General features: G+C 63.7%; 18 protein-coding genes. 11 read left to right on the top strand and 7 right to left on the bottom strand.

Annotated elements, in window-relative coordinates:
- Positions 1 to 91 precede the first annotated feature (91 nt).
- Together LB555_RS19280 and LB555_RS19275 are read left to right on the top strand one after the other, a co-directional pair.
- Entirely contained in the window at positions 92 to 1,081 is a 990-nt protein-coding gene (locus LB555_RS19280; RefSeq protein ID WP_015315759.1) for a BMP family protein, read from the top strand.
- Positions 1,082 to 1,175: 94 nt separating this feature from the next.
- Positions 1,176 to 1,652, top strand: coding sequence for a GNAT family N-acetyltransferase (locus LB555_RS19275; protein WP_224528850.1), 477 nt, complete (start codon positions 1,176 to 1,178; stop codon positions 1,650 to 1,652).
- Here the strand turns inward: LB555_RS19275 and LB555_RS19270 are convergent.
- Positions 1,631 to 2,029 (bottom strand): hypothetical protein, encoded by a 399-nt coding sequence (locus LB555_RS19270; RefSeq protein ID WP_140618821.1) that lies wholly within the window; start codon positions 2,027 to 2,029, stop codon positions 1,631 to 1,633. The genes LB555_RS19275 and LB555_RS19270 overlap by 22 nt on opposite strands.
- A gap of 22 nt (positions 2,030 to 2,051) precedes the next feature.
- Positions 2,052 to 2,258 carry a SlyX family protein gene (locus LB555_RS19265; RefSeq protein WP_123151274.1) on the bottom strand — a complete coding sequence of 69 codons (207 nt, stop codon included), beginning with the start codon at positions 2,256 to 2,258 and terminating at the stop codon, positions 2,052 to 2,054.
- Positions 2,259 to 2,474: 216 nt separating this feature from the next.
- Between LB555_RS19265 and LB555_RS19260 the strand changes: the two genes are divergently transcribed.
- From LB555_RS19260 to deoA, 6 genes are all read left to right on the top strand, one after another.
- Positions 2,475 to 4,007, top strand: a complete 1,533-nt coding sequence (locus tag LB555_RS19260) for an ABC transporter ATP-binding protein (protein WP_140661734.1) — start codon at positions 2,475 to 2,477, stop codon at positions 4,005 to 4,007.
- Positions 4,004 to 5,143: an ABC transporter permease gene (locus LB555_RS19255; RefSeq protein WP_224683504.1), complete on the top strand. Its 1,140-nt coding sequence runs from the start codon at positions 4,004 to 4,006 to the stop codon at positions 5,141 to 5,143. The genes LB555_RS19260 and LB555_RS19255 overlap by 4 nt, the downstream gene beginning before the upstream one ends.
- A 1-nt stretch (position 5,144) precedes the next feature.
- A complete protein-coding gene (locus LB555_RS19250; protein ID WP_224683503.1) occupies positions 5,145 to 6,116 on the top strand; it encodes an ABC transporter permease in 972 nt (323 codons plus the stop codon).
- A 64-nt stretch (positions 6,117 to 6,180) separates the two neighbouring features.
- Positions 6,181 to 6,573, top strand: coding sequence for a cytidine deaminase (gene cdd / locus LB555_RS19245; protein WP_224683502.1), 393 nt, complete (start codon positions 6,181 to 6,183; stop codon positions 6,571 to 6,573).
- A 13-nt stretch (positions 6,574 to 6,586) separates the two neighbouring features.
- The gene (locus LB555_RS19240) at positions 6,587 to 7,396 is read left to right on the top strand and encodes a purine-nucleoside phosphorylase (RefSeq protein WP_224683501.1); all 810 of its coding nucleotides are present in this window, start codon (positions 6,587 to 6,589) and stop codon (positions 7,394 to 7,396) included.
- Positions 7,396 to 8,715: a thymidine phosphorylase gene (gene deoA / locus LB555_RS19235; RefSeq protein WP_224683500.1), complete on the top strand. Its 1,320-nt coding sequence runs from the start codon at positions 7,396 to 7,398 to the stop codon at positions 8,713 to 8,715. The genes LB555_RS19240 and deoA overlap by 1 nt, the downstream gene beginning before the upstream one ends.
- A 6-nt stretch (positions 8,716 to 8,721) precedes the next feature.
- Here the strand turns inward: deoA and LB555_RS19230 are convergent, their stop codons facing one another.
- From LB555_RS19230 to LB555_RS19220, 3 genes are all read right to left on the bottom strand, one after another.
- Positions 8,722 to 9,285: a TIGR02281 family clan AA aspartic protease gene (locus LB555_RS19230; protein ID WP_023793785.1), complete on the bottom strand. Its 564-nt coding sequence runs from the start codon at positions 9,283 to 9,285 to the stop codon at positions 8,722 to 8,724.
- A gap of 121 nt (positions 9,286 to 9,406) precedes the next feature.
- Entirely contained in the window at positions 9,407 to 10,036 is a 630-nt protein-coding gene (gene upp / locus LB555_RS19225) for a uracil phosphoribosyltransferase (RefSeq protein ID WP_015315749.1), read from the bottom strand.
- A gap of 142 nt (positions 10,037 to 10,178) precedes the next feature.
- Positions 10,179 to 11,153, bottom strand: coding sequence for an adenosine deaminase (locus tag LB555_RS19220; RefSeq protein WP_224683499.1), 975 nt, complete (start codon positions 11,151 to 11,153; stop codon positions 10,179 to 10,181).
- A 133-nt stretch (positions 11,154 to 11,286) separates the two neighbouring features.
- On the opposite strand from LB555_RS19220, the gene ubiE reads away from it, so the two are divergent.
- The 3 genes from ubiE to coaBC all read left to right on the top strand — a co-directional run bounded on the left by ubiE (position 11,287) and on the right by coaBC (position 15,269).
- Positions 11,287 to 12,063: a bifunctional demethylmenaquinone methyltransferase/2-methoxy-6-polyprenyl-1,4-benzoquinol methylase UbiE gene (gene ubiE, locus LB555_RS19215; RefSeq protein ID WP_224583225.1), complete on the top strand. Its 777-nt coding sequence runs from the start codon at positions 11,287 to 11,289 to the stop codon at positions 12,061 to 12,063.
- 70 nt (positions 12,064 to 12,133) lie between these two features.
- A complete protein-coding gene (gene ubiB, locus LB555_RS19210) occupies positions 12,134 to 13,708 on the top strand; it encodes a 2-polyprenylphenol 6-hydroxylase (protein ID WP_224683498.1) in 1,575 nt (524 codons plus the stop codon).
- An 88-nt stretch (positions 13,709 to 13,796) separates the two neighbouring features.
- Positions 13,797 to 15,269 carry a bifunctional phosphopantothenoylcysteine decarboxylase/phosphopantothenate--cysteine ligase CoaBC gene (gene coaBC, locus LB555_RS19205; RefSeq protein WP_224683497.1) on the top strand — a complete coding sequence of 491 codons (1,473 nt, stop codon included), beginning with the start codon at positions 13,797 to 13,799 and terminating at the stop codon, positions 15,267 to 15,269.
- A gap of 58 nt (positions 15,270 to 15,327) precedes the next feature.
- Here the strand turns inward: coaBC and LB555_RS19200 are convergent, their stop codons facing one another.
- Positions 15,328 to 15,909, bottom strand: coding sequence for an invasion associated locus B family protein (locus LB555_RS19200; protein ID WP_224683496.1), 582 nt, complete (start codon positions 15,907 to 15,909; stop codon positions 15,328 to 15,330).
- A 36-nt stretch (positions 15,910 to 15,945) separates the two neighbouring features.
- Complete coding sequence (locus LB555_RS19195; protein ID WP_224683495.1) at positions 15,946 to 16,278, bottom strand: hypothetical protein; 333 nt, start codon at positions 16,276 to 16,278, stop codon at positions 15,946 to 15,948.
- Positions 16,279 to 16,348: the final 70 nt, after the last annotated feature.

Genomic DNA, 16,348 nt, shown 5'->3' with positions numbered 1-16,348 from the left:
AATACACTCCTGGCTAACGTCGTTTGCTTGCCGGAGAACCGGGCTGCAGGCGGTGTGCAACGGAAAAAATAACCGACAGGGTGTGGATCACATGAAACGTATCGTTCTCGGCCTTCTGGCCGCAACCGCAATGGTTCTTCCGGCTTTCGCCGCGGATGTCCAGCCGGCCATCCTCTATGATCTGGGCGGCAAGTTCGACAAATCCTTCAATGAGGCTGCCTACCATGGCGCCGAAAAATTCAAGACCGAGACCGGCGTCGCCTATGTCGAGTTCGAAGTGTCCAATGCCTCGCAGCGCGAGCAGGCGCTGCGCCGCTTCGCCGAGGACGGCCACAACCCGATCGTCATGGCCGGCTTTGCCTGGGAGGATGCACTGAAGAAGGTCGCGGCCGAATACCCGGACCTCAACTTCGCTATCATCGACGATGCGGTCGACCTGCCCAATGTCCGCTCGCTGGTGTTCAAGGAGAATGAAGGCTCCTATCTCGTCGGCATCATGGCCGCGATGGCGTCGAAGTCGAAGAAGGTTGCCTTCGTCGGCGGCATGGATATCCCGCTGATCCGTAAGTTCGAATGCGGCTATGTCGGCGGCGCCAAGTCCGCTGGCGCGACCGACGTCATCCAGAACATGACTGGCGATACGCCGGCGGCGTGGAACGATCCGGCCAAGGGTGGCGAGATCGCCAAGACGCAGATCGACCAGGGCGCCGACGTGGTTTACGCGGCTGCCGGCGGCACCGGCGTCGGTGTGTTGCAGGCGGCGGCCGATGCCGGCAAGCTCGGCATCGGCGTCGATTCCAACCAGAACGGACTGCAGCCCGGCAAGGTGCTGACCTCGATGCTGAAGCGCGTCGACGTTGCCGTCTACACCGCCTTCATGGATGGCAAGAACGGCACCTTCAAGGGTGGCGTCGAGAATCTCGGCCTCAAGGAAGGCGGCGTCGACTACGCCATGGACGACAACAACAAGGCACTGGTGACCGACGAAATGAAGGCGGCCGTCGAAAAAGCCAAGGCCGACATCATCGCCGGTACTGTCAAGGTGCACGACTACACCGCCGACAACGCCTGCCCCTATTGATCGGCGGCACCGTACGGCCATGATCTGCAACCGCCGGACGAAAGCCCGGCGGTTTTGCTTTTGCCGATCGAACGAAGCTGGCATGGAGCGAGGAATGCAGCCAACGATCGAACCCATCCGCGGGCATGACATCGAAGTCGTCGCGCGACTGCGGATTGCCGCCTTCTTCGAGGGCACGGGAAGGACGCTGGAAGAGGATGCGGCAGGGCTCCGCAACCTGCTGACCAGCGACGGCCTCGAAAAGGCTCTGGTTGCCCGTGTGAACGATGTGCCGATAGGCACCTGCCTGCTGGTCCGCCACGAACTGGAACCGGCGCATGATCTGACACCGTGGCTGGCCGGGCTTGTCGTCGATGCCGGCCATCGAGGCAAGGGAACCGGCACCGCGCTGGTCAAGGCGATCGAAGCGCATGCAGCGTCAGCCGGCGTCGAGACGCTCTACCTCTACACTTGGCAAGCGCGCGAGTTCTACGTGGCGCTCGGCTGGGACGCGATCGAGCTGTGCGAACAGGACGGCGAAACGATGATGCTGATGTCGCGCCGGCTCGATCACAATGTGCCCAGGAGATAGCCGAGCGCGAAGGCCGCAATCAGCCCGGCCATCACGACAAGTCCACGCCTACCGCCGAGCGAATGCACGCCAACGCCGTACGGCTGTCGGGACAAGCTTCGGATCACTGTCGGCGACTTGGCATCATTGCCGCCCAGGCCAACGCCTTGCATCTGCGGCAATTCGGCGAGTCGCTGCGTAACCAGTTCCCAATGATTGACGCCGGCTGGTTTTTCGGCGCGATCGAAGACATGCATGCGCTCGGCCAGCTGCACCACCGCGTCGCGGAACGCAGGGTCGATCTCGAGATCGCGCTCGGCCCGCTCGCGCTCGGCATCGTTCATCAGGCCCAGCACATAGTCGCCGGCCCTTGCGATACGATCGCTCTCACCGGCCATGATCCGTGCCCTCCCCCTCTCCTCACCAGTGTGGCGGCTTGGTCACCGGCACATCCGGTGCCGCCTGCTCTTCAAGCGCGAGGAAGCGGTCTGTCAGCGCATCAAGCTTGCGCTGCATGCGTTCGATCACCTTCCACTGCTCGGCGATCTGGCCCGACAGTTCCTCGATGGTCTTCTCCTGCTCCGCTGCGCGGATTTCCAGCGTCGTCAGCCGGTCGGCGGGCATGATCATGCAAAGTCCCCAGTTTGTACCGCGACACCTTGCGCCGCAACGTCAAATCGACCTCGCCATAGTAGCGAATGTGAGAGCTTCGGCCACGTTCGAAATTGACAAGCGCGCGGGGATTTGTCGAGAGTGGATGCTGCTCCGGACAATTGGCATGGGCGGAGCGCCATGCTAGGCGTTTTGACCAAGCGATAAAAAAATAAGAGTGGGACAGGCTGCATGGCGCAAGCCGCAATCGAACTGATCGGCATCAACAAGAGTTTCGGCGCGGTGCGCGCCAACCGCGACATCAATCTGGAGATCGCGCGCGGCACCATCCACGGCATCGTCGGCGAGAACGGCGCCGGCAAGTCGACGCTGATGTCGATCCTCTACGGTTTCTACCAGGCCGACAGCGGCGAGATCCGCGTCGGCGGCAAGCCGGCATCGATCAAGACACCCAACGACGCGATCGCGCTCGGCATCGGCATGGTGCACCAGCATTTCATGCTGGTCGACAATTTCTCGGTGCTGGAGAACATCATCCTCGGCGCCGAAACCGATGCGCTTCTGAAGAGCAGCATCGCCAAGGCGCGCTCCGAGCTTGACCGGCTGGAGCGCGAATACGGGCTGGACGTCGATCCCGATGCGATCATCGAAGAACTGCCGGTCGGCCTGCAGCAGCGTGTGGAAATCCTGAAGGCGCTTTATCGCGGCGCCGAAATCCTGATCCTCGACGAGCCGACGGGCGTTTTGACGCCGGCCGAGGCCGACCACCTGTTCCGCATCCTCAGGCAGTTGAAGGAACAGGGAAAGACGGTGGTGCTGATCACCCACAAGCTGCGCGAGATCATGGCCATCACCGACACCGTGTCGGTGATGCGTCAGGGCACGATGGTGGCGACCCGGGAGACCAGGAAAACCACCGTCGAGGAACTGGCCGAACTGATGGTCGGGCGGCGTGTCCTCTTGAGGGTCGAAAAGGGCGAAGCCGAGGCCGGTGCCGTCAAGCTCGCGGTCAAGAACCTGACGGTCAGGGATTCCCGTGGCGTCACCATGGTCGACGACGTCTCCTTCGATTTGCGCGCCGGCGAGATCGTCGGCATCGCCGGCGTTGCCGGCAACGGGCAATCCGAGTTGCTTGAGGCGATTTCCGGCATCAGGCACGCCGTTTCCGGTTCCGTGACGCTCGACGGCAAGCCGATCGATCTCACCGGCAAGGCCGATCCCGGCGAATTGCGCGACCGTGGCCTCGCCCACGTACCGGAAGACCGCCACCATGTCGGGCTGGTGCTGGCCTTCGAGGAGAACGAGAATTCCATCCTCGGCTACCACGACGATCCCCGTTACCTCAGGGGACCGTTTCTCAACATCGATGCCATCATGGCCGATGCCAGGGACAAGATCGAGAAATACGACATTCGTCCCGGCAATCCGCGCCTGAAGACGGCCAATTTTTCCGGCGGCAACCAGCAGAAGATCGTGCTCGCGCGTGAAATCGAGCAGGACCCCGGCGTGCTGATCGTCGGCCAGCCGACGCGGGGCGTCGACGTCGGCGCCATCGAGTTCATCCACAAGCGCCTGATCGCCATGCGCGACCAGGGTAAGGCGGTGCTGGTGGTCTCGGTCGAGCTAGACGAGATCCGCTCGCTCTCCGACCGCATCCTGGTGATGTTTGCCGGCCGGGTCGTCGGCGAGCGCGGCCCCGACGCGACCGAAGGCGAGCTTGGCCTGCTGATGGCCGGTGTCGAGCATCGGGAGGCGGCGCAATGAGCACGCCTTACGCCAAATTGCCGGCCTGGGCCGACTACGGGCTGATCCCGCTGATCAACCTGTCGGTCGCCTTCATCGTCGCTGGCTTCGTCGTCATGCTGGTCGGCGAAAACCCCTTCCGTGCCGCCGTCATCCTGGTCGAAGGCGCCTTTGGCAAGGGCACCGGCATCGCCTTCACCCTCTTCTACGCCACGACCTTCATATTCACCGGGCTTTCTGTGGCCGTGGCGGCGCATTGCGGCCTGTTCAACATCGGCACCGAGGGACAGGCCTACATCGCCGGCCTCGGCATCGCCATCGTTTGCCTTTCCTTCGACAGCACACTGCCCTGGTGGCTGACTTTTCCGCTGGCCATCGTCGCCTCGGCGCTCGTGGGCGCATTGTGGGCGTTTATCCCCGCCTACCTGCAGGCCAAGCGCGGCTCGCACATCGTCATCACGACAATCATGTTCAACTTCATCGCCGCCTCGATCATGGTCTACCTGCTGGTCGGTCCGCTGAAGCCGGCAGGGTCGCAGGCGCCGCAGACGCGCAACTTCCTCGCCGGTGCGGAGCTGCCGAAACTGAACTGGATCATCGAATTGTTCGGCGCCAAGATCCGCTCGGCCCCGCTCAACATCTGCTTCCTGCTGGCGCTGGTGATGGCTTTCCTGGTCTGGCTGCTGATCTGGCGCACCAAGCTCGGCTACGAGATGCGCACCTATGGCCACAGCCCGAAAGCTGCCCGCTATGCCGGCATTTCGGAAACCCGCATCATCATCACTGCGATGATGATCTCGGGCGCGCTGGCCGGCATGATGGCGCTCAACCCTGTGATGGGCGACCAGCACAATGTCGCGATCGACTTCGTTTCGGGCGCCGGTTTCGTCGGCATCGCCGTAGCGCTGATGGGCCGCCTGCATCCGGTCGGCATCGTGCTGGCGGCGATCCTGTTCGGCATGCTTTACCAGGGCGGCGCCGAGCTCGCCTTCGAGATGCCGGCAATCAGCCGCGACATGATCGTCATCATCCAAGGGTTGGTCATCCTCTTCGCCGGCGCGCTGGAGCATATGTTCAGGCCCTATATCCAGGCTCTGTTCGCATCGTTCAGCCCGAAATCGGTGGGCATGCAGGCTGTCAACGGGAAGGGCGCCTGAGATGGATATCTTCAACGCGGTCATCCAGGTGCTGGACTCTACCATCCGCCTGTCGGTGCCGCTGCTGCTTGCCTGCCTCGCCGGCCTCTATTCGGAGCGGGCCGGCATTTTCGACATCGGCCTCGAAGGCAAGATGCTGGTCGGCGCCTTCGCGGGTGCTGCCGCGGCTTCCGTGTTCCATTCGGCGCTTATCGGTCTCGGCATGGCGATCCTGATCTCTGTCGCCTTCGCTTTGGTGCACGGCTTTGCCTCGATCACCCATCGCGGCAACCAGATCGTTTCGGGCGTTGCGATCAACTTCGTCGCCGCCGGATCGACCATCATTCTCGGCCAGGCATGGTTCCAGCAGGGTGGCCGCACGCCGGCGCTGCAACCGGGCGAACGATTCGAGGCGATCATCTGGCCCGGCGCCGATGCAATCAGGGGCGTGCCGATCGTCGGTCCGATCTATGCCGAACTGATCTCCGGCCATTCAATCCTCGTCTATTTCGCCTTTGCGATGGTGCCGTTCACCTGGTGGGTGCTGTTTCGCACGCGTTTTGGCCTCAGGCTGCGCGCGGTCGGCGAGAATCCGGCCGCGGTCGACACCGCCGGCATCTCGGTCGCCTGGCTGCGCTATCGCGCGCTGATCTGCACGGGCATCCTGACCGGATTTGCAGGCGCCTATCTTTCGATGGTGCAGAATGGCGGCTTCGTGAAGGACATGACCGCGGGCAAGGGCTACATCGCGCTGGCCGCGCTGATCTTCGCCAAATGGAAGCCGGTCAACGCCATGTTCGCCTGTCTGCTGTTCGGCTTCCTCGACGCGGCGTCGATCCGCCTGCAGGGAACGCCGCTGCCCATTGTCGGCAAGGTGTCGGTGCAGTTCATGCAGGCCCTGCCCTATATCCTCACCGTCATCCTGCTTGCCGGCTTCATCGGCAAGGCCATCCCGCCGCGCGCCGGCGGCGTGCCCTATGTCAAGGAACGCTAAAGGTCGACAGTTCGGCGCAGACGAGCGCCGGGTTTTGCACACGATCATCGGAGAGAACACCTGAATGTCGCATGATCTGTTCGAAGCGGCCAAGGCTGCCATGGCCAAGGCTTATGCGCCTTATTCCAAGTTCCCGGTGGGTGCCGCCATACGCACCGAGGACGGACGCGTCTACACCGGCGCCAACATCGAGGTCGCCTCCTATCCGGAAGGCTGGTGCGCCGAGACCACCGCGCTTGGCCATTATATCATGGGCGGCAGCGGCAAGATCGTTGAAATCGCCGTCCTTGCCGAACGCATGGCCAAATGCTCGCCTTGCGGCGGCTGCCGCCAGCGACTGGCCGAATTCTGCCGCCCGGAAACGAAGCTCTATCTCTGCGACAACACCGGCGTGGCCGAAACCGTGACCATGGGCGACATGCTGCCCTACGGCTTCCGCGGCGACATTCTGAAATGAAGAGCTGGCTGATATGACGCAAAAAACGGTCGACCACCTTATCGAAAGGCTGGACGGCCTGGCGCCGTCGACCGCGCTTGTGCTGGGTTCGGGCCTGGGCGGCTTGGTCGACCGGATCGAGAATCCCATCCGCGTCTCCTATGCCGACCTGCCCGGCTTTCCCAGGAGCGGTGTCAGCGGCCACGCCGGCCAAGTGGTCGCCGGGCTGTTTGCCGGCGTTCCGGTGCTCATGCTGTCCGGCCGCGCCCACTACTATGAGCATGGGAATGCCGCGGCGATGCGTCCGGTACTGGAAGTGCTCGCCGGCATCGGCATCACGAAACTGATCCTCACCAACGCGGCCGGCTCGGTCGATCCGGATATGCCGCCGGGTTCGGTGATGCTGCTCACCGATCATATCAACTTCTCCGGCACCAACCCGCTGATCGGCGAGCCCAGCGACCGCCGTTTCGTCGGCCTCATCGGAGCTTATGATGCCGGCATCCGCGACGCGATCGAAGGCGCGGCGAAGGCGACCGGCACTGCGCTTCACAAGGGCGTCTACATGTGGTTCTCGGGCCCCTGCTTCGAGACGCCGGCCGAAATCCGCATGGCGCGCATCATGGGCGCCAACGCCGTCGGCATGTCGACCGTGCCGGAAGTGATTCTCGCGCGTTTCCTCGGCCTTCGCGTCGCTGCCTGTTCGGTCATCACCAATTTGGCCGCCGGCATGACCGGAGCCGAGCTTTCGCACCAGGAAACCAAGGACATGGCGCCGGTTGGCGGATCGCGGCTGGCAACGGTGCTGCAGCGCGTGTTCCGTGACGGGCTGCTGGAGAGCTGATGCTTCCACAGGAAATCATCCGTCACAAGCGCGACGGCCACAGGCTGGCGCCTCACGAGATCGCCGCCTTCATCGACGGCGTGACGTCGGGTACCGTCACCGACGGCCAGGTCGCGGCCTTTGCCATGGCGGTGTTCTTCAACGGCATGAACCGCGACGAGGCGGTGGCGATGACGCTGGCCATGCGCGATTCCGGCGACGTGCTCGACTGGTCGGATTTGCCAGGCCCTGTCACCGACAAGCATTCCACGGGCGGTGTCGGCGACAATGTCTCGCTGATGCTGGCGCCGATCGTTGCCGCCTGCGGTGCCTATGTGCCGATGATCTCGGGCCGTGGCCTCGGCCATACCGGCGGCACGCTGGACAAGATGGATGCCATTCCCGGCTATATCAGCCAACCCGACATCACGCTGTTCCGCAAAGCCGTGCTGGAAACCGGCTGCGCCATCATCGGCCAGACCGCCGACCTGGCACCTGCCGATCGCCGGCTCTACGCCATCCGCGACGTGACCGGAACCGTGGAGTCCGTGCCGCTGATCACCGCATCGATCCTGTCGAAGAAGCTCGCGGCGGGCCTGCAATCGCTGGTGCTCGACGTCAAGGTCGGCAATGGCGCCTTCATGGAGAAATCCCGGGATGCGACCGCGCTTGCCAACAGCCTCGTCGAAGTCGCCAGCGGCGCCGGACTGAAAGTCTCGGCACTGATCACCGGCATGAACGAACCGCTTGCCTCCGCTGCCGGCAATGCCGTCGAGGTGCGCAATGCGGTCGATTTCCTGACCGGCCGCCTGCGCGACCGGCGGCTGGAGGACGTGACGCTGGCGCTGGCCGCCGAAATGCTGCAGTCGGCGGGACTGGTATCGTCGAACCAGGACGGCATGCGCCGCGCCACCGAGACGCTCGCCAGCGGCCGCGCCGCCGCCACCTTCGCGCGCATGGTGACGGTGCTTGGCGGCCCCGCCGATTTCATCGAGAAGCCAGAGAAATATCTGTCGGAAGCAGCAACGGAAATCGCGGTGAAGGCGAGGTCGGAGGGGTTCGTCACTGGCATCGCCACCCGCGACATCGGTCTTGCGGTCGTCGGCCTGGGCGGCGGGCGCACCCGGCCCGAGGACAGGATCGACCCCTCGGTCGGCATCACAAGGCTGCTGCCCATAGGCGCGGAAGTACACGCCGGAGATGCGCTGGCTCTGATCCACGCCCGCTCACCGTCCGATGCCGAGACGGCGGCCGCGACCGTGCTTTCAGCCTATGCGATCGGCGCTTCGAAGCCGGCCGCCGACAAGTCGGTCATCCGGCGGATTCTGCCGCGTGGCTGAGTGGACCTACTGAACCAGCAGCAATGTGCCGTTTTCGGCCTGGTATTTGCCGAGTCTGTTGAGAAAGCTCATGCCGATCAGGTTGGTGCGCAGTGCCCTGTCGTCGAGTACGATCGCCTGCACACCCTCGACGCTGATGCTGCCGATCTGCAAGCGATCAATCGTCACCACGGCTGCCTTGATGGTGCCGTTGGCGGTGTTGACCTCGTGGCTGAAATCGGAGGGATTGAGCGACAGTCCGATCCGGCGTGCCGTCGACATATTGACCGCGACCAGCGTCGCACCGGTGTCGATCATGCCGTCGACTTGACGGCCATTGAGCTTGAAGGTCGACGAGAAGTGTCCGCGCCCGTCCGCCGCGACCACGACCTTCCGGCCGGTCGGCAGCGGCGCTACCGGCTTGTCGGGAACGGAGGCCAGGCTGACATCCGGTTGCGTCTCGGCCGCTGGCTTGGCCGTCACCGCCGATTTCAGCAGGTTTTCGAATATTCGCGGATTCGACTGGTAGACGACCGGGATCGATGCCGACGCACCGGCAAAGACGCTGAGAATGAGAAGCTTGCGCAGCATGGATCGGCCTTTGTGAAGAGCTGATCATTAGCGCCGGATGGTGTTTGCCGCTTTAACGCGCGCCGGAACCACGTCTTTGCGTAAACGCCTGGTAAAAAATACCAAGCACATTGCTCGGGTATTACTTCGTCCCGTACATGCGGTCGCCGGCATCGCCAAGGCCGGGCATGATGTAGCCCTTCTCGTTGAGCTGGCGGTCGATGGACGCGGTGAAGACCGGAACATCCGGATGCGCTTTGGTAAAGCGCTCGATGCCTTCGGGCGCCGCCAGCAGGCACAGGAAGCGGATGTTGGTGGCGCCGCGCTCTTTCAACTTGTCGATCGCCGCGATCGCCGAATTGGCTGTCGCCAGCATCGGGTCGACGACGATGACCAGCCGGTCGGCGAGGTCGCTCGGCGCCTTGAAGAAATACTCGACGGCCTCCAGCGTTTCATGATCGCGGTAGAGGCCGACATGGGCGACGCGGGCCGCCGGCACCAGGTCGAGCAAACCTTCGAGCAAGCCGTTGCCGGCGCGCAGCACCGAGGCGAAGACCAGCTTCTTGCCCTCCAGCGTCGGAGCCTCCATCGTCTCCATAGGCGTTTCGATCGTTGTCGTCGTCAGTTCGAGATTGCGGGTGACCTCATAGCCGAGCAGCAGCGATATCTCACGCAGCAACCGCCGGAAGCCGGCCGTCGAGGTCTCCTTCTTGCGCATGATGGTCAGCTTGTGCTGGACAAGCGGATGATCGACGACGGTGACGCCCTTCATGATGTGCTCCGACGGAATAGTGAGTGGTGAACAGTGAGTAGTGAATAGTGAGCCGATTTGCGAGTCCCTGCGTCAGTGAAAGCGCCGGCCTTCAACCGCTCGATGCGTGCACCGTCACTACCGACTACTGACTACTCACTGTTCATCGAACTTTCGCGTCCAACCGACCAAGAAGCGCTGTCTTGGTCTTCCTGTCGACGAAGGCGGCTTCGATGGCGGTCCTGGTGACGGCGGCAAGCGCCTTTTCGCTCATCGAGAAATGTTCGGCGGCGATATCGTATTCGTGCTTCAGCGAGGTCCAGAAATAGGGCGGGTCGTCGGAGTTGAGCGTCACCTTGCAGCCGGCTGCCTGCAGGGCGGGAAAGGGATGGTCGGCGAAACTGTCGAACACCTTGAGCGCGATATTGGAGCCGGGGCAGCATTCCAGCACGACACCCTCGTCGGCGATGCGCCGGACAAGGTCGGGGTTTTCGATGGCGCGCACGCCATGGCCGATGCGCGACGGGCGGATATGGTCGAGTGCCGCCTGGACGGTTTCCCAGCCCGTCAGTTCGCCGGCATGGACGGTGATGCCGAGCCCGGCCTCGCGCGCGATCTCGAAAGCCCTGACATAGTCCTCCATCTCGCCCATGCGCTCATCGCCGGCGACGCCGAACCCGGTAACCAGCGGATGGCCGCAACGCGCCGCGAAGCGTGCCGCGCGCTCGATCGACTCGACACCGACATGGCGCACGCCGGTGACGATCATGCGGCCCTCGATGCCGGTCTTTGCCTTGGCGCGCAGCATGCCTTCGCCGAGCGCATCGGTGTAGGCCTTGGGTGACAGCCCGGCTTTCGTCGCGTGGTCGGGCGAGGTGAACACCTCGGAGTAGATGGCGCCATCGCGGGCCAGGCTGGTCAGATAGTGGTCGGCCAGCCGCGCATAATCCTCCTCGGTCCGGAACAGGTCGGCGGAGAAGTCATAGGCCGCGAGAAAGGAGGTGAAATCGTGCCAGGCGAAACAACCGTTCTGGATATAAGGCGAGGTGTCCTTGCCGTATTTCTGCGCCTGGCGGATGACGAGATCGGGCGCCGCTGCCCCTTCGATGTGGCAGTGCAGTTCCGCTTTCAGAGGCATTCAAACATCCCGTCGGTCAGTCCAGGTCTTGAAACCCACCACCTGGAAGCGCGGCTGAACACCGCGCCTTAAACAATAGCGCCCGCATCATCGATCGGCTATGGTCCCGCCGGTTTTATGACGGATCAAAAAAATGTCAGTTGAGAGAGCCACGGCCGCCGGCGGCATGGAAACCTCCTATGGTTTCAAGCGTGTAGGGGAAGGCGAGAAGCAATCCCTGGTCAACGATGTTTTCCACAAGGTCGCCAACCGCTACGACCTGATGAACGATTTGATGTCTGCTGGCCTGCACCGGCTGTGGAAGGATGCCATGGTCGCCTGGCTCAATCCGCCCAAGCGCGCGGGCTGGCGCGTGCTCGATGTTGCCGGTGGTACCGGCGACATCGCCTTTCGCATCGTCGATGCCAGCCATGGCCATGCCCATGCCACCGTGCTCGACATCAACGGCTCGATGCTTGCCGTCGGGCGCGACAGGGCTGAAAAGAAGGGGTTGTCCGGCAACACAGATTTCGTCGAGGCCAATGCCGAGGAACTGCCCTTCCCTGACGCCAGCTTCGACGCCTACACCATCGCGTTCGGCATTCGCAATGTCCCGCATATCGACGTGGCCCTGGGCGAGGCGTTCCGCGTGCTGAAGCCCGGCGGCCGTATCCTGTGCCTGGAGTTCTCCGAGGTCGAGATGCCGCTGCTCGACAAGGTCTACGAAGCCTGGTCGTTCAATGCCATCCCCAGGATCGGCAAGTTGGTCACCGGGGACGGCGAGCCCTATTCCTATCTGGTCGAATCGATCGCAAAATTCCCCAATCAGCAAAACTTCGCGGCGATGATTTCTCGGGCCGGCTTCGACCGCGTCTCCTTCCGCAACTATTCCGGCGGCATAGCGGCCCTGCATTCGGGCTGGAAGCTTTGAAGCCGTCGCCGATCTTCCTCACGCGACGAGCCTTGCGCCAGTTCGATGAACCGGTAGGGCGGACGCGGCCATGAGCACCGTCAGCGCGGCGTTCCGGCTCGTACGGGCCGGTTGGGTGCTGGTGCGCGAGGGCGTCGTTGCCGCCTTGCCCGGCGAGGAACTATCCGGCCTGCCGAAATTCGGCTGGCGGCTGGCGCGGCTGTTCACCCGCCGCCGCGCGCTCGCCTATGAGCGCAGCGATCGGCTGGCCAAGGCGGTGGTCCGGCTCGGCCCATCCTACGTCAAGCTTGGTCAGTTCCTGGCAACGCGGCCCGATGTCGTCGGCAACGACATGGCGCTCGATCTCGCCATGCTGCAGGACAAGATGCACACCTTCCCGACGGCGGAAGCGGTGGCCGCCATCGAAGCCTCGCTCGGGCGCAAACTCGGCGATCTTTACAAGCAGTTCGGCGACCCGGTCGCCGCGGCTTCCATCGCTCAGGTCCATGCCGCTGAAACCGTCGATGGTGGCGTCGCCAGGAAGGTAGCGGTCAAGGTCATCCGGCCGGGCGTGCGCCGCCGCTTCTTCCAGGACCTCGAAAGCTATTTCCTCGCCGCCCGCTTGCAGGAGAAATACATACCGTCGTCGCGCCGATTGAGGCCGGTCGAGGTGACCGAGACGCTGGCGCAGACCACCAGGATCGAGATGGACCTGCGCCTCGAGGCGGCCGCGCTCTCGGAACTTGGCCAAAGCACCAGGGAAGACCCTGGCTTTCGCGTCCCTTCGGTGGACTGGGAACGCACCGGCCGCGACGTGCTGACCATGGAATGGGTCGACGGCGTCAAGATGAACGACATCGCCGGCCTGCAAAGCGCCGGCCATGACCTGAAGGCAATCGCCACCAACCTCATCCAGTCCTTCCTGCGCCATACGCTGCGCGACGGCTTCTTCCACGCCGACATGCATCCGGGCAATCTGTTCGTCGAGGCGAACGGCACCATCGTTGCCGTCGATCTCGGCATTGCCGGACGCCTTGGCAAGAAGGAGCGCCGCTTCCTCGCAGAAATCCTCTACGGCTTCATCACACGCGACTATCTGCGCGTCGCCGAGGTGCATTTCGAGGCCGGCTATGTGCCGCGCCAGCACAATGTCTCTGCCTTCGCGCAGGCGATCCGCGCCATCGGCGAGCCGATCCATGGCCAACCCGCCGAAACCATTTCGATGGCCAAGCTTCTGACGCTGCTGTTCGAGGTGACCGAACTCTTCGACATGGCGACACGGCCGGAATTGATCCTGCTGCAGAAGACCATGGTGGTTGTCGAGGGCGTGGCGCGCACGCTCGATCCGGCTTTCAACATGTGGAAGACCGCCGAACCGGTGGTCGGCGGCTGGATAGCCGGGAACCTCGGGCCACGCGGCTTGCTGGCCGACGCGCGCGACGGCGGCAAGGCGATGCTGGCGCTGATCCGCCAGGCGCCGGAACTCGCGGCCCGTATGGAACGGCTGTCGCGAGAGATCGACCTGATGGCCGAGCACGGCCTGCGCTTCGATGAGGCGACCGCCCGCGCCATAGGCAAGGCCGAAGCGCGCTACAGCCGTTCCGGCCGTGTCGCATTATGGGTGATCGCGCTGACGCTGGTCTACATTGCCTGGCAGCTTCATTAGGCCCGTATTCGCGGCAAGCCAGCTGCTTGCGGCAATTTGATTGCATTGCTATCATCGCCATCAAGCGGGATGAGTAGAGTGCAATCACATGGCCAGCATCACGATCCGCAACCTGGACGATGAGGTCAAGGAGTTGCTGCGCCGGCTGGCCGCGGAAAACGATCGCTCCATGGAAGAACAGGCGCGGGTGATGATCCGGGCCGCCGTCGACAGCCAGGTCGGCCCTGTTGGCCGTCTCGACCAGATCGAGAAAGCGCTGCACGAACTGGCCACCTCGCAAGGCACCCCGACCCCGGCGTCAGCATTAGCAGGCAAGAGCTTGCCGCGAGGCACGCTTTCCAACAGGCGCATCCTGCTTATCATCGGCGGCGGCATCGCCGCTTACAAGGCGCTCGATCTCATTCGCCGGCTGCGCGAGCGCGGCGCGGCGGTGCGCGTCGTCATGACATCGGCGGCGCAGGAGTTCGTCACCACGCTGTCGGTCGGCGCGCTCTCCGCCGACCATGTCTTCACTGACCTGTTCGACCGCAATGATGAGCACGATGTCGGCCACATCAGGCTGTCGCGCGAGGCGGACCTCCTGGTGGTGGCGCCCGCCACTGCCGACCTGATGGCCAAGCTCGCCAATGGCCATGCCAGCGATCTGGCCTCGACCGTGCTCATCGCCACCGACAAGCCGGTGCTGATGGCCCCGGCGATGAACCCCAGGATGTGGTCGCATCCCGCCACCCGCCGCAACCGCGCGAGCTTGGGCAAGGACGGCATCACCTTCGTCGGCCCTGCCAAGGGTGAGATGGCTGAGAGCAATGAGGCCGGCGAAGGCCGCATGGCCGAACCGCTTGAGATCGTCGCCGCGGTCGAGGCGCTGCTCGATGCCGGCCCCAGGCCACTGGCGGGGCGCAAGATCATCGTCACGTCAGGCCCGACGCACGAGCCGATCGACCCGGTGCGCTATATCGCGAACCGCTCGTCCGGCAAGCAGGGCCACGCCATCGCCGCGGCATTGGCAAGGCTCGGCGCCGATGTGCGCCTCGTCTCCGGTCCCGTCACCATCGCCGATCCGGCCGGAGTGAAGACCCTCCATGTCGAACGGGCGCAGGAGATGCGCGATGCGGTGGAACAGCTTCTGCCCGCCGACGCCGCGGTGTTCGTCGCCGCCGTTGCCGACTGGCGCACCGAGAATTCAGCCGGTGAGAAGATCAAGAAGGTCGCGGGCGAAGGCCCGCCGGTGCTGCGCATGGTCGAAAACCCCGACATCCTGGCGGGTGTCGGCCATCACAAGCAGCGACCAGGCCTGGTCGTCGGCTTTGCCGCCGAGACGCAGGATCTCTTGCGCAACGCCGAGGCCAAGCTCACGAAGAAAGGGGCCGATCTCATCGTCGCCAACGATGTGTCGCACCAAAGCGGCATCGGTCCTTCAGGCGTGATGGGGGGTGATCGCAACCGGGTGCGGATCGTGTCGAAGGCCGGCGTCGAGGAATGGCCTGAAATGACCAAGGACGAGGTAGCGGCACGGCTTGCCGCGCTCGTCGCCGAGCGGTTGAAAATCATCGTCGTCTGACAAGTGCCGGCGGAAGCGTTTGCCGCCAACATCCTGTCGCTTGCGGTGAGCCAAGCCGTCAGTTGGCCAAAAGCTCCGCCGTGCGGGCAAGCGCACCGCCGAAGCCATTGAGCGGGATGGAAAAGCTTACGACTTGCCCCGTATCGGCCGCGAACGCATCGATCTTGAGCGTGGTGCCGTTCTTGAGCAGCGACGTGACATTGGCATCGAACGCCACCGGCACCAGGCAGCCGACCACCTGGCAGGTGCTGAACGGCAGGCTGCCGTCGAGCTTCTGATCGTCGATGGTCAGCGCGACACCCTTGGCAAGCGCCAGACCGAAAGGCAGGGCAAGCGTTCCGGTCGCATCCTCGCCGGTTTTGCTCGACAGCTCGATCGCCAAAAGCCGTTGGTTGCTTTGCTTGTTGAACTGCTGGTGCGACAGGCTGCAGACCTTGTTCGTGCCCGATATCTGGCAATTGACCGTCCAGTCGCCATGGGTTTCGGACAAGGCCGAAGCACCACCCGGCAGTTGCGGCACGTCAGCTGCGGCGGGCGGCGTTGCCGCCACCTTGTCGCCCTTGGTTTGCGCCGCCATGGCCGGCAGGCCTGCGATGCAGGCAGCACCCAGCACTGCTGCGAAATACGCGTATTTCCTCATCAAGATCTCTCCCGCCCGGCTCCGCCTCGAGCCAGCCTAGAAACTGACCTTGAGAGACGCGCTGACTGCATTCTGTTTGACCGTTTCCCCGAAGGCGCCATTATACCTGACGGACATGCCGACGCCATCGACGCAATTCAGCTCGAGGCCGGCGCCGACCCGATAGAGCGGCGAATCGATCGCCTCCGTCAAGTGCAATGCGGGGGGTGCCAGCAGATTCTCCGCCGCGCCGAAGCGGCCTTCGATCTCCCACTCCTTGGTGGAAAAAAGTTGAAGCCTGCAACCGACCCTTCTTCCTTGCCGGAAACACGCAGCCAGCGCGGGTGGCAGCCCTTGAGCGGGCGCGGTTGGTGTGAGGGTGATCGGCATTCTCGCATGGCATCGTCGGGCAAAAGCCCTATATATCTGGTGTGATGAGATTTTTTTGCAGGAATAGATG

The sequence above is a fragment of the Mesorhizobium sp. BR-1-1-10 genome (genome assembly GCF_020165595.1).
Taxonomy (GTDB): Bacteria; Pseudomonadota; Alphaproteobacteria; order Rhizobiales; family Rhizobiaceae; genus Mesorhizobium; species Mesorhizobium australicum.
The sequence above is the reverse complement of the archived record's forward strand: the minus strand, read 5'-3'. Positions and strand labels throughout refer to the sequence as shown.

Excerpts from the sequence above, each read along its gene's own strand:
- LB555_RS19260 (WP_140661734.1), top strand. The coding sequence starts at position 2,475 with ATGGCGCAAGCCGCAATCGAACTGATCGGCATCAACAAGAGTTTCGGC.
- LB555_RS19280 (WP_015315759.1), top strand. The coding sequence starts at position 92 with ATGAAACGTATCGTTCTCGGCCTTCTGGCCGCAACCGCAATGGTTCTT.
- LB555_RS19275 (WP_224528850.1), top strand. The coding sequence starts at position 1,176 with ATGCAGCCAACGATCGAACCCATCCGCGGGCATGACATCGAAGTCGTC.
- LB555_RS19255 (WP_224683504.1), top strand. The coding sequence starts at position 4,004 with ATGAGCACGCCTTACGCCAAATTGCCGGCCTGGGCCGACTACGGGCTG.
- LB555_RS19250 (WP_224683503.1), top strand. The coding sequence starts at position 5,145 with ATGGATATCTTCAACGCGGTCATCCAGGTGCTGGACTCTACCATCCGC.
- deoA (WP_224683500.1), top strand. The coding sequence starts at position 7,396 with ATGCTTCCACAGGAAATCATCCGTCACAAGCGCGACGGCCACAGGCTG.
- LB555_RS19195 (WP_224683495.1), bottom strand. The coding sequence starts at position 16,278 with ATGCCGATCACCCTCACACCAACCGCGCCCGCTCAAGGGCTGCCACCC.
- LB555_RS19230 (WP_023793785.1), bottom strand. The coding sequence starts at position 9,285 with ATGCTGCGCAAGCTTCTCATTCTCAGCGTCTTTGCCGGTGCGTCGGCA.
- LB555_RS19200 (WP_224683496.1), bottom strand. The coding sequence starts at position 15,909 with ATGAGGAAATACGCGTATTTCGCAGCAGTGCTGGGTGCTGCCTGCATC.
- cdd (WP_224683502.1), top strand. The coding sequence starts at position 6,181 with ATGTCGCATGATCTGTTCGAAGCGGCCAAGGCTGCCATGGCCAAGGCT.
- ubiE (WP_224583225.1), top strand. The coding sequence starts at position 11,287 with ATGTCAGTTGAGAGAGCCACGGCCGCCGGCGGCATGGAAACCTCCTAT.
- LB555_RS19240 (WP_224683501.1), top strand. The coding sequence starts at position 6,587 with ATGACGCAAAAAACGGTCGACCACCTTATCGAAAGGCTGGACGGCCTG.
- LB555_RS19220 (WP_224683499.1), bottom strand. The coding sequence starts at position 11,153 with ATGCCTCTGAAAGCGGAACTGCACTGCCACATCGAAGGGGCAGCGGCG.
- LB555_RS19270 (WP_140618821.1), bottom strand. The coding sequence starts at position 2,029 with ATGGCCGGTGAGAGCGATCGTATCGCAAGGGCCGGCGACTATGTGCTG.
- ubiB (WP_224683498.1), top strand. The coding sequence starts at position 12,134 with ATGAGCACCGTCAGCGCGGCGTTCCGGCTCGTACGGGCCGGTTGGGTG.
- upp (WP_015315749.1), bottom strand. The coding sequence starts at position 10,036 with ATGAAGGGCGTCACCGTCGTCGATCATCCGCTTGTCCAGCACAAGCTG.
- coaBC (WP_224683497.1), top strand. The coding sequence starts at position 13,797 with ATGGCCAGCATCACGATCCGCAACCTGGACGATGAGGTCAAGGAGTTG.